Origin of the sequence: Mycoplasma sp. (ex Biomphalaria glabrata), assembly GCF_001484045.1 — a bacterium.
In the GTDB taxonomy this organism is placed as follows: domain Bacteria; phylum Bacillota_I; class Bacilli_A; order Mycoplasmatales.
Genome location: NZ_CP013128.1, coordinates 567,972 through 580,177, shown reverse-complemented (window position 1 = coordinate 580,177; position 12,206 = coordinate 567,972). Strand labels below are relative to the sequence as shown.

General features: G+C 31.0%; 11 protein-coding genes. All 11 read right to left on the bottom strand.

Annotation, left to right across the window (positions count from 1 at the left end; translation table 4 throughout):
- Nucleotides 1–3: 3 nt before the first annotated feature.
- Nucleotides 4–1,128 carry an NAD-dependent epimerase/dehydratase family protein gene (locus ASO20_RS02720; protein WP_085056429.1) on the bottom strand — a complete coding sequence of 375 codons (1,125 nt, stop codon included), beginning with the start codon at nucleotides 1,126–1,128 and terminating at the stop codon, nucleotides 4–6.
- Nucleotides 1,129–1,133: 5 nt separating this feature from the next.
- The gene (locus ASO20_RS02715; RefSeq protein ID WP_085056428.1) at nucleotides 1,134–2,117 is read right to left on the bottom strand and encodes a phosphatidate cytidylyltransferase; all 984 of its coding nucleotides are present in this window, start codon (nucleotides 2,115–2,117) and stop codon (nucleotides 1,134–1,136) included.
- A gap of 4 nt (nucleotides 2,118–2,121) precedes the next feature.
- Nucleotides 2,122–2,661, bottom strand: coding sequence for a ribosome recycling factor (gene frr / locus ASO20_RS02710; RefSeq protein WP_085056427.1), 540 nt, complete (start codon nucleotides 2,659–2,661; stop codon nucleotides 2,122–2,124).
- 41 nt (nucleotides 2,662–2,702) lie between these two features.
- A complete protein-coding gene (pyrH, locus tag ASO20_RS02705) occupies nucleotides 2,703–3,413 on the bottom strand; it encodes a UMP kinase (protein WP_085056426.1) in 711 nt (236 codons plus the stop codon).
- A 7-nt stretch (nucleotides 3,414–3,420) separates the two neighbouring features.
- Entirely contained in the window at nucleotides 3,421–4,776 is a 1,356-nt protein-coding gene (locus ASO20_RS02700) for a M17 family metallopeptidase (RefSeq protein WP_085056425.1), read from the bottom strand.
- A 52-nt stretch (nucleotides 4,777–4,828) separates the two neighbouring features.
- A complete protein-coding gene (locus tag ASO20_RS02695) occupies nucleotides 4,829–5,971 on the bottom strand; it encodes an iron-containing alcohol dehydrogenase (protein ID WP_085056424.1) in 1,143 nt (380 codons plus the stop codon).
- 2 nt (nucleotides 5,972–5,973) lie between these two features.
- Nucleotides 5,974–8,655, bottom strand: a complete 2,682-nt coding sequence (adhE, locus tag ASO20_RS02690; RefSeq protein ID WP_085056423.1) for a bifunctional acetaldehyde-CoA/alcohol dehydrogenase — start codon at nucleotides 8,653–8,655, stop codon at nucleotides 5,974–5,976.
- Nucleotides 8,656–8,668: 13 nt separating this feature from the next.
- The gene (gene pflB, locus ASO20_RS02685; RefSeq protein WP_085056422.1) at nucleotides 8,669–10,768 is read right to left on the bottom strand and encodes a formate C-acetyltransferase; all 2,100 of its coding nucleotides are present in this window, start codon (nucleotides 10,766–10,768) and stop codon (nucleotides 8,669–8,671) included.
- Between the two features lie 99 nt (nucleotides 10,769–10,867).
- On the bottom strand, nucleotides 10,868–11,611 hold the full coding sequence (locus ASO20_RS02680; RefSeq protein ID WP_085056421.1) for a 4Fe-4S cluster-binding domain-containing protein: 744 nt from the start codon (nucleotides 11,609–11,611) through the stop codon (nucleotides 10,868–10,870).
- The gene (locus ASO20_RS02675) at nucleotides 11,598–11,861 is read right to left on the bottom strand and encodes a glycine radical domain-containing protein (RefSeq protein ID WP_085056420.1); all 264 of its coding nucleotides are present in this window, start codon (nucleotides 11,859–11,861) and stop codon (nucleotides 11,598–11,600) included. Before ASO20_RS02675 ends, ASO20_RS02680 begins: the two co-directional genes overlap by 14 nt.
- Nucleotides 11,862–11,934: 73 nt before the next feature.
- Complete coding sequence (locus tag ASO20_RS02670; RefSeq protein WP_085056419.1) at nucleotides 11,935–12,204, bottom strand: hypothetical protein; 270 nt, start codon at nucleotides 12,202–12,204, stop codon at nucleotides 11,935–11,937.
- Nucleotides 12,205–12,206: the final 2 nt, after the last annotated feature.

Genomic DNA, 12,206 nt, shown 5'->3' with positions numbered 1-12,206 from the left:
CCCTTAGTATTTTTGCTCTTTTATTCTATTGATAAATGATAACACTTTTTCTAGTGTATCCACTTCATCAAATTTTAAATATAAATATTTTTTAAGTTCAAAATGTAAATTATTAATAATGTCTAAAAAACTAATTTCCTTGTTTAAAAATTTATCAACATAAATATCATCCAAAATAGCTAAAGGAATCGATAGTAATGGATTTTGCTTTATTAAATCTAATAGTGAAAGTGCAAATTTTTGATATTCATTGCTTGGTAAAAATTCAATTTTGGTATTATTTGTTAAACTGGGTAACGTTGTATCAATTGTCTTTGCATCGTAATTTTCTTGAATCGCTTGCGCTATTGAAATTTTCATACTAGGATAGTAGCAAGATAAAACTAGACTGCCATCCCGAAACTGAATAGCTGCATGCATAAAGGAATTATAATGTAGCAGAACAATGATTTTGTCTAGTGTTAAATCAAAATAATAATGCGTTTCAATAACTTCGAATATTTTATTAACAAGGCTAGCAGAATCAATTGTTATTTTTTTCCCCATCACTCAAGTTGGGTGTTTTAATGCATCCTCAATTGTTACATTATTTAATTCTTCATATGTTTTATTTCGCAACGCTCCACCACTCATCGTGATGTATGCATAGTTAATTTCTTTTTTAGCACGATTGGCTAAGCATTGGTTTAAAGCTGTAATCTCGCTATCAATTGGAAAAATTTTTTTACCAAAAGCAGCTGGATATTTAGAAGAAATTATATGTCCTGCTAACAAAATAGATTCTTTATTTGCTAAACACAATTTAGTTTTCTTTTTAAGAACACACATAGTAGCTTCAATACCATGAACTCCAGTAATAGCATTAACAACAATATCAGGGCTATACTTGTCAATTAAATTTTCTAGATCTTCTAAGTGATAATTTTTAATACCATAAATTTCATAAGAAATGTCTGAAATAATCACAAATTTAAGTTCTGGAAAATCATGAATTATTTGTGATGCCTTATCACTATTTCGATGAAAAGAAATACCTATTAGTTCTAGATTTTTATTTTCTTTAATTACTTCTAAGGCTTGTGAACCAACCGAACCAGTTGCTCCAAGCACAATTATTTTTTTGGTCATATTTATTACATCCCTAGCAATCCGATAAAAACACTAGCTGCAATAGCAACAAAAGTTAATGAATCAATACGATCACAAATTCCACCATGCCCAGGTAAGTAATTTGCAAAATCTTTTTTGGAATGAAGTCTTTTGATTCAAGAAAAAACAAAATCTCCAATTTGCGAAATAATACTTAATACCGTGGTTAAGACAATAACAACTAATAAACCTAATAATAAATGATTTACACCAGCTGAATTGTGATAACTAATACCACTTATTCCTCAAAATTCGCTATAAATATTTGAATTTTCACCATTTCCCGCGAATATTTCACGGATTAGATAAAAAACAGCTACCGTTACAACCGTAACAATTAAACCGCCAATTGAACCTTCTCAAGTTTTTTTTGGACTAATACTTGGAAGAATTTTATTTTTACCGTACTTACATCCAATAAAGAAAGCAAAAACATCAGTTAAAACCGGGATCATTAATACAAAAACAGTGTATGTTCAATCCAATTTTTCATTGAAAAAAATATACAACATACTAATAATTCCAACACCCAATAAACTAGCTATAATTGTTACTGCATAAGATATTTGATGTTTTCTTCACAAGAAAATTGCAAGCATTCAAAAAATAATATAAATTAACCCTTCGACAGAATATAAAACAGATAAAACCATTTCAGATGTTCGATGTGGATGGTTAAAAACATAAAAATAATCTAAAAATGAATTTGTAAAAGCTATTGCTATAAAAAGTGTTTGATATGCTCAATAAATCTTTCTTTTTCAAGATAATCCAACAATGTGCATGATTTCATTCATGGCAATAATGCCGATAATGATAATCAAAATTGATGTAATTACAAAAATTAATGTGCGGTAATTATCAATAGAAGATTCTTGATTTTTTGTCAAACTTAAAAAAATACTTGAACCAAGGACTAAAAGGTAGAATATCGAAATATAAATCGATGTTCTTAATCTCAATTTCATGAAACTAAATCGCTAAAATTGCTTTCTCTTTTTCAGCTTGTAAATTTTCTAATTCGCTTAGAAATTTATTAATTTCTTTTTCCATATTCTCTTCGTGAATTATTTTTTCGTTTTCTGAAAAATCTTTACTTGCTTTAATTTTTGCTTGTCAATCGCGACGAACTTGGCGAATATTGATTTTTGCTTGTTCAGTTTTTGCTTTTAATTCTTTAACTAACTCTTTTCGTTTATCGCCAGTCAAAGCTGCAAAAACGATGCGAATTTTATCACCATCTTCTTGCGGATTAACTCCTAAATTTGCTTTTGTTAATGATTCAATAATTGGTTTTATTGAGCCACGATCAAATGGTCTAATAATAATTGTAAAAGCATCTTGATTAGAAATTGATGCAACATGACTTAGTGGTTGTAAGTCTCCAAAAGACATCACTCGAACATCTTTTAAGATGCTTGTGTTTGCTTTTCCTGTGCGAATTTTTGTAATCTCATTTGAGTAATTTTGAATATAATCTCTTGCTTTTGTTGTAAATACTAATGTATCCATGTTTCCCCCTTTAGATTATCACTAAATTAATAATACCTAAACTAATTGATAGTTGTATATTTAATTTTATTATTTAAACACTTAATAAATGCATTTTCTTCTGATGCATTGAATACTAAAATTTTAATTTTTTGATTTTTGCACATTGTAAATGCAGTTTCATCCATAATCTTAATTTTTTTATTAATCGCTTCATCATATGATAAAAAATCAAAACGTTTAACGCCAGGATGAGTTTTTGGATCAGCTTCATAAACTCCATCTACACCGTTTTTTCCCATTAAAATGGTGTTAGCGAATAATTCTGATGCTCGTAAAACAGCAGTTGTATCAGTTGTGAAAAATGGCAACCCTGTCCCACCTGAAATAATAACCACTTTTTTATTTTTTAAAGCATCCATGGCAGCATCTTTTGAATACTTAACAGCAACATGTTCTACCGTAAATGACGAAAATAATTCTACCGGAACACCTATGTTTTTTAAAGATTCAGCAAAAACTACCGAATTCATAATTGTTGCCAACATCCCCATGTAGTCACCCTTGTCTTGGGAAATTTTTATTTCTTCACTTAACTTCCCGCGTCAAATATTTCCACCACCGATGATAATAATTAGATCTTTATCGTTTTCGTGGAGTTCTTTTATTTGATTAGTCAAGTTAGCAATCTGCTCATAATTATAAAGACCATCTTTATTACCTAAAGATTCTCCACTAATTTTTAGAACATATCGATTAGGAAATTTTTTCATAGGCACCTTATTTATTTTCAGATATTTTCGCTAATTCTACAAAAGATTTCAGCATACACGAAGTTGCTATGTTATCATTTCGCACATCTGTTCCGGCAATATCTAAATGCAAATACGGAACTTTCTCAGTAAATTGTCACATAAATGCTGCTGCGACCGAAGAAGAAGCTTCGCGACCACAAGCTTGTAAAATATCCGCAATGCGTGATTTACGGTTTTTTTCACCGTGATATTTGTCAGATAATGGCATTCTTCAAATAAGTTCATTTGCTTTAATTGCTGCATTTTGAAAATCAGTTGCTAAGTTATCATTATCTGAGAATAAACCTGTGTATTCATGTCCTAAAGCAATTGAAATGGCACCAGTTAAAGTAGCGATTGTAATGACACGCGTTGCCTTTAATTTCTGAACTGCGTATGTTACTCCGTCAGCTAATATTAAACGACCTTCAGCATCTGTGTTTGTAATTTCCACCGTTTTTCCTGACATAGATGTCAGTACATCATCACATCTAAAAGCATCAGGTCCGATACTATTATCAGTTAAAACACATACCGCAGTAAAGTTAGTTTTAATTTTTAAATTACTAATTGCTAATATAGTGTGTGCAACGATTGCTGCCCCACCCATATCAAATTTCATATTTTTCATGTAAGCATCTGGTTTAATATTATAACCACCAGTATCAAACGTAATACCTTTACCAACTAAAACTGTTTTTTCATTAGATTTAGAGTTTCCTTTGTATTCGATAATAAGAACACGGGGTTCAAAAGCACTACCTCTGTTAACTCCAAGCAATAACCCCATCTCTAATTCTTCAATGTCTTTTTTATTTAACTCTTGGATTGTGACATTGGCACATTTAGTTAATTCTTCTTTTACGATTTTGGTAAATTGGACTGCGTTTAGAAAATTAAATGGTAATTCTTGTAAACGACGAGTTTTTTCCATAGCACCAACAATTACTTCGCATTCTTCAAATATATTTCGAATATCTTGGTTTGTTACAAAATTATATTCAATAACTTTTTCTGTTTTATCTGTTTTTAAATTAACAGGTAATTTATAAAAAACTCCCAAGGTCGTTAGAATTATGTAAGTTAATCGACCAATTTCAATTCCAGATAATTCTGTAAATGAATCAAGATTAACATTTAAGTTACGTTTATTAGAAGTTGCAAAGGCAATAAAAAAATCACCCAACTCGATATCAGTTACTTTTTTGTCGAAGTAAACGCAAACCGTTTCTTCTTCCAAATAAGTTGTTACTTCCAAGTGCTTTTTTTCTAGATATTTTTTGTTTTTATCATTAGTAGCAATTAGTGTAAAAAAACTATTTTTCTTATTTAAGGTGATCATATTATTCTTTCTACATTTTTACAAAAGTTAAAATGTTGACATGCTAAATCAATTATAAAATATTTTTAATAATTGATTTGAAGTCTTCTTGTGAAACTTTTGTGTTTCTAAAATCTTGATGATTTACCATGTTCATATCAACATGTTTCACAATTAAGTTAATTAAATCTTCTTTTTTAAATGATTTATCTGTGCCTTGAGTGATTGAAGCACAAACTTTTTCATTCATGCCTAATTTTTTACCTAGATCACTAATGGCTTTTGCAAAATCACTAACTTTTTTAAAACCAATTAAATTAATTGAATTTGGCAAGTGACTAAGTTGTTTTTCGTTTAAATTAGTTAAAACAGCTGGGATAATTAAAAATGCTAATAAACCTTTACGTAAATAAGTAACTTCTTCAAATGCTTCGCCCAAACCATTGACAACAAATGATTTAGCATTATTAAAAGCAATTCCAGACAATAAATTCGCATGGATTGTTTTTTCGCAGAAATTAATATTTGCTGTATTACCAACAAATTTTTCACTATATTGTAATAGCAATTCCAAACTAGTTAAAGCTGTTCTTCTTGAAAAATCATTATCTTCTTTTGACATTAAAGCATCAACTGAATTTAACAATCCACAACCTACTGCTTCAATTAATTCAATATGATTATGATTTGGTGTATAGATAGCATCAGCTAAAGTTAAAATTGATGTTAACCCCGTGTTTGTAGCAATTGCTCGTTTATCTTCATCGTGATAATACAAAACGTTTGAAGTTTCTGATCCATTCGGATTAGAAGCCATTATTACAAGTGGATTTAGTTGATTTTGGTGATAAGATTTTCCACCTGTTAATTTGTGTCCTGTTAGCATCATTAAACGAGTTAATTTTACATTCGTAATAACATCGTGATCACCAAAAGCAATAACTAATGATTTACGACTTGGATTAATTAAAAACGGATTTACATATTCTTTTGCCACTAAAGTATTTGGTGTACATAAATTATCAATAATGCGTACATCAACTGCTAATTTTAAATTTTTAAGTTCCTTAATAATATTTTTACTAAACGGAGTTCACACATTTTGTCTTGTGATGATTGTTACGTGAGTAACTTTAAATTCATCAACAAAATCCACAAACCCTACCGGTGTTGAGCCATATTTAAAGTAAATTTTGCTTGGTAGTTGAAATAACATAATTATCTTTTCCCTGTTTTTATTGGAACTGATTTATAACATTCAATTGGGTCATTACCTTGGTAAGCGTTAATATAAATATTTTTTAAATCATCTAAATGCGGTAAACGTGGGTTAGCACCTGTACATTGATCATCTCATGCTTCTGTTACCATAACATCTAATACATTATAAAAATCGATTTCAGAAATTTGTGTCGTTTGACCATTTTTACGGATTTGAACATCCTTAATAGCAGATCATACACCACAATCTTTTGAAAGTTTTTGAACTGTTCTAATTAATTCATTAATCGTTTCTTGTTCTGATTTAGCAACAATTCCAATAGCGTTTGCAATTTCAACATATTTTTGACGAACTGTTGAAACACGATATTGTGGTAAAACATAAGCTTTCACTTCTTTTACACCAGTTTGTGTATTGTAAGCGATAACATGTGGCAAGAAAATTGAGTTAGCAATACCATGGATAACATCTAAATGTCCCCCGACTTTATGTGATAGTGAGTGACAAATTCCTAAGAAGGCGTTTGAGAAAGCAATACCAGCAATTGTAGCTGCATGCGCTACTTTTTCACGAGCATTAATGTCTTTCCCATTTTTCATTACAACTGGTAAATATTCAAATAAATCTTTAATAGCTTGTAAACAGTATGGATCTGTAAATTCTGTTGCAAAAATTGAAACGTAAGCTTCCATTGCGTGGCTTAAAGCATCCAATCCAGTGGAAGCTGTTATTGATGGCGGCATACTTAACATAAATTGTGAATCAATAATCGCCATATTTGGTGTTAATGCGTAATCAGCTAATGGATATTTAGTGTGAGTTTTTTCGTCTGTAATAACGGCAAATGGTGTCACTTCTGACCCTGTTCCTGAAGTTGTTGGAATACAAACTAATTTTGCTAATTTACCAGGTTTTGGGTATTTTACAATACGTTTTCTAATGTCAGCAAAACGAACAGCTAAATCTTTAAAATCAAGATTTGGGAATTCATAATACATTCACATCAATTTAGCAGCATCAAGAGAAGAACCCCCACCGAAAGCAATAATAATATCTGGTTGGAATGATTTAATTTCTTCAGCTCCTTTAATTGTTGTTGCTAAAGATGGATTTGGTTCAACACCTGTGAAGGTACGGTAATCAATTCCTAAGTTATCCAATTCATCCGTAATAACTTTTCCGAAATTTCCAAAAATAAATTCATCTGATACAATAAACGCTTTTTTTACATTTCATTCATGTTTAAAATCTGTGAAAGCAACAGGTAATGATCCAAATTTGTAGTATATTTTTTCTGGAATTTGCAATCATAACATGTTTTCACGTTTTTTAACTAAAACTTTTGTATTTAATAAATGTTTTGGACCGATGTTTTCAGAGAAACTATTTCCACCTTGTGTTCCACATCCAAGCGTTAAACTTGGTGCTAATCAGAAGTTGTAAATATCTCCAATAGCTCCCAATGATGATGGCATGTTAACAACCATACGGTTAGCATCAGCTGTTAATTTAAATTTATCAACTTTTGGTTGAGAAATTGATTCATCACAAAATAATGATGCTGTGTGTCCTCTTCCTAATTGCAATAAATCTGTTTGAATTTCAATAGCGTGATCAAAATTTTCTGCTTTATATAAAGAAACGTACGTTGACAATTTTTCTCATGCTAAAGCGTCTGTTTCTTTTGAACCAGTAGCTGGAACAACAATAATTTTTGCTCAACTTGGAACATCAATTCCTCAAATTTGACCTAGTTTTTGTGGATTTTGACCGACACAAGCTGCATTTAATACACCAACTACGCCATCTTTAAACATTCCTTTTTCAATTTTTTTAATATCTTCTGAACTTGTAACAACATAAGCTCCTTGTTTTTCAAATTCATCAACTAATTTATCGTAGATTTTTTTGTCAGCAACAATTGAGTTTTCAGTCGCACAAACAACACCGTTATCAAACATATTTGAAGCGATAATTGATGAAACCGCCATCGGAATATCAGCTGTTTCGTCAACGATAGCTGGACAGTTTCCCGCTCCAACACCAATAGCTGGTGTTCCAGATGAATAAGCGGCACTAACCATTGCCCCTCCACCTGTCGCTAAAATTAAATTACATGTTCTCATTAATTCTTGAGTGTCATCTAGGGTTGGATCTTGAATTATGTGTACTAACCCTTTTGGTGCTCCTGCTTGAATAGCTGCACGATAAACAGTCATCGCCGCTTCTTCAGTACATTTCTTAGCTCTTGGGTGAGGTGAAATAATAATGGCATTTCTAGTTTTTAAAGCTAGTAAAACTTTAAAAATAGCTGTTGATGTTGGGTTTGTTGTGGGAATAACTGCTCCAACAACACCAACTGGTTCAGCAACTATTTCATAACCTTTTCCTTCGTCAGATTCAATAACTCCAACAGTTTTCATATCTTTATATTTGTTGTAAATGAATTCTGAAGCATAGTGATTTTTAATCATTTTATCAACAACTACACCCATACCTGTTTCAGCTACAGCCATTTTTGCTAACTCAACACGAGCATTGTTAGCAGCTTTAGCTCCTTCATAGAAAATTTTATTAACTTGTTCTTGTGTAAAATTTTTATATTCTTGTTGTGCTTCAGTTGCTATTTGTATTAATTTACCAACTTTAGTGTCGGTTTTTTTATTATTATCTATCATATTTTTCTCCTTGTTATTTGTTTAATTTTGAAATTTTTTTAGTTTTTTTAGCATCTTTATCTAGTGTTGGATTGTATGAACATCCTTCAAATTCAAAAACAGTGTCCTCATTCTTACCTAAAGCTCCAGGTGTGATTGAGAAGGTATTTGAAATTCCATCAAAAGCTTCACCAAACGGAATTTTAGCAACTGATGCTAATGAAGCAACAGCGCCTGAAGTATCTCTTCCATGCATTGGGTTAGCTCCTGGAGCGAATGGTTCTCCCGATTTTCTTCCATCTGGAGTATTTCCAGTTGCTTTACCATAAACAACATTTGAAGTAATCGTTAGAACTGACATTGTTGGAGTTGAATCGCGATATGTGTGGTTCTTACGAATGTGACTCATAAATTTTTCTGTTACATCAACTGCAATTGAATCTACTCTGTCATCGTCATTTCCGTATTTTGGGAAGTCACCTTCAATTTTAAAATCCTTGATAATGTTACCTTCTCAAATCGGAGTTACTTTAGCATATTTCATAGCTGATAACGAATCTGCAACAACTGATAAACCAGCTATTCCAGTTGCAAATGAACGTTTTACATCGACATCATATAAAGCCATTTGTGATGATTCATAACAATACTTATCATGCATTACATGAATAATATTTAGAGTGTTTACATATAGAGATGCCAATCATTCCATATATTGATCAAAACGTTTCATAAATTCATCATAGTTAATCGGTTTTGTTTTATCGATTGATCCAATATCTGGACCCATTTTGAATTCTGGGTGTAATTCATCATATCCACCTGTTAAGGTGTATAAAACTAATTTCGCTAAATTAGCACGAGCCCCAAAAAATTGCATTTCTTTTCCAACCATCATTGGTGAAACACAACAAGCAATCGCATAATCATCTCCACGATCCGTACGCATTAAGTCGTCTGATTCGTATTGCATCGATGAGTATTTAATTGAATATTTTGCACAAAACAATTTAAAATTCATTGGCAATGAAGGGCTTCATAAAATCGTTAAATTTGGTTCCGGCGCTGGTCCCATATTAGATAATGTGTGAATAAAACGAAATGAAGTTTTAGATACTAAAGGTCTTCCATCTTTTCCCATCCCTGCAATGGCTTCCGTTGCTCAAACTGGATCTCCTGAGAATAATTCATTATAAGCTGGTGCTCTCATGAATTTAACAATTCTTAATTTCATCACGAAATGATCAATTAATTCTTGAGCTTCGATTTCTGTAATTTCTTTATTATCTAAATCACGTTGAATATAAATATCTAAAAATGTTGAAACTCGACCAAGTGACATCGCTGCACCATTTTGTGAACGAATTGCTGCTAAATAACCAAAATATGTTCATTGAACAGCTTCGCGAGCATTTTTAGCTGGCACACTAATATCAAATCCATATTTTTTAGCCATCACAATCATTTTCTTTAAAGCGTTGATTTGTTCAGTAACTTCTTCACGTTGGCGAACCATTTCGTAAGTCATTACTTTACAATTTTCTGGATTATTTAATCAATTAACTTTATCTTTAATTAAGAAATCCACACCATACAAAGCAATGCGGCGGTAATCTCCAATAATTCTTCCACGTGAATACGCATCTGGTAAACCAGTAATAATATGTGATCTTCTTGCTAAACGCATTTCAGGTGTGTATGCATCAAAAACACCTTGGTTATGAGTTTTACGATATTTTTGAAAAATTTCAACGATATCTTTATCAACAGGTTGTTTATAAGCTTCTGCTGCTCCAACGGCTGTATTAATTCCACCATAAGGCATAAAAGCACGTTTAAATAATTCGTCAGTTTGTAATCCAACAATTTTTTCTTCTTTTTCGATAATGTATGCTGCATCTCAATTATCAATATCTGACACACGAGTGTCTTGTTTGTATACACCGCCAGCTTTTCTTTCTAAAGCAGTATATTCCATTATTTTCGCTCATAGTTTGTCTGTGCTTTTTGTTGGACCAACTAAAAACGAGTCATCCCCTTCGTAAGGAGTATAGTTCTTTTGAATGAAATCACGTACATTAACTGATTCCGCTCATGAACCTTCTTTGAAACCTTTTCATTGTTCAAATTTCATGATATTCCTTCCATTATGTATTTTTTTAGTATATTTACATAAATCAAATATTATTTTAATACTTTTTAATAAAAAAAATACATTGATTTTACAATGTATTTATTTTAAATGCTTATTTATTATCGCCATTGCGTGTTTTATTTCATCAGACGTTGGAACCTTTAAATGTTTACCTGGATAATCAATATGTAAGTTTTGATATTTCGGCAAAGCTAAGTCATGATATGGTAATATTTGAAATCGTTTGCAATAATTTAACGTTGTTAATAATTTACCAAGTTCTCCAAAATACTTATCATCCATATACGTATTTAAATAAACTTGATTTAATCAATATGGATGTTTTTTTTCTTCTAAAAATTTTAATAATGATAGTTCATAATTAAAATCAACACCTGTAATAATTTTGTGTTCACTTGGGTATAAATGTTTAATATCCAATATAAATAGATCAACGTATTTAATTAATTCTTCTCAACGATTCTGATTAGCATCAGTATACGTCATAGCAGCTGTATCAATAGCTACATGAATGTTATTTTCTTTTAGTAATTTACAAATCGGAATTAATGATTTAATATGTAAAGTCGGTTCTCCGCCAGAGAACGTTACCCCGCCAGAATTAGCGTCGTAAAATTCACGATTACGTTTAAATTTCTTCAATATTTCTTCTGGAGTAATTGTTTTAGTTACTTCAATTGATCAAGATTCTGGATTATGGCAAAATAGGCAACGGTACCCACACCCTTGAGTGAAAATAATCAACCTAATTCCAGGACCATCAACTGCTCCAAATGTTTCAATGTGAAAAATTGGTAGTTTTATAGAACTATAATTTTCCATGGAATGTTCTAGAAATTACGTCGTTTTGTTGTTCTTTTGTTAATTTAACAAAATTTACGGCATACCCAGAAACACGAACTGTTAATTGAGGATATTTTTCTGGGTGTTTTTGTGCGTCTAATAATGTCTCACGATTAAAAACATTTACATTTAAATGTTGTGCACCTTTTTTAAAATACCCATCCATCAATGAAACTAAGTTAGTTTCTTGCGTATTAGTCGTTTTTTCTACTTTTTTAACTTTTTTCATAATAATGTCCTTTATACTTTTTAATTATTATACCTTGAAATATTATTAAATAGTCTCAAAATTTGCACCAATACTACTTTTTGTCAATAGTTTTTGACGTTGTCTTACGAATTTTATTCTCTTCTGATATATAAACTCAAACGAAAACAAGAATGAACATCAATCCTGCTACAACCGGTGGGATAGCTCAAATTGTTGTGTCTATTTTGTTATCAAAGAAATAAACTAACGTGATTGCTACGAATGTAACAATAGCACTAATAAGAGCATAAGCTAGCGAATGAACTAATGAAAAAATAAATGTTGATTGTTGTTCATTCTTTTCGTAAATTTTTTTAGGCATAT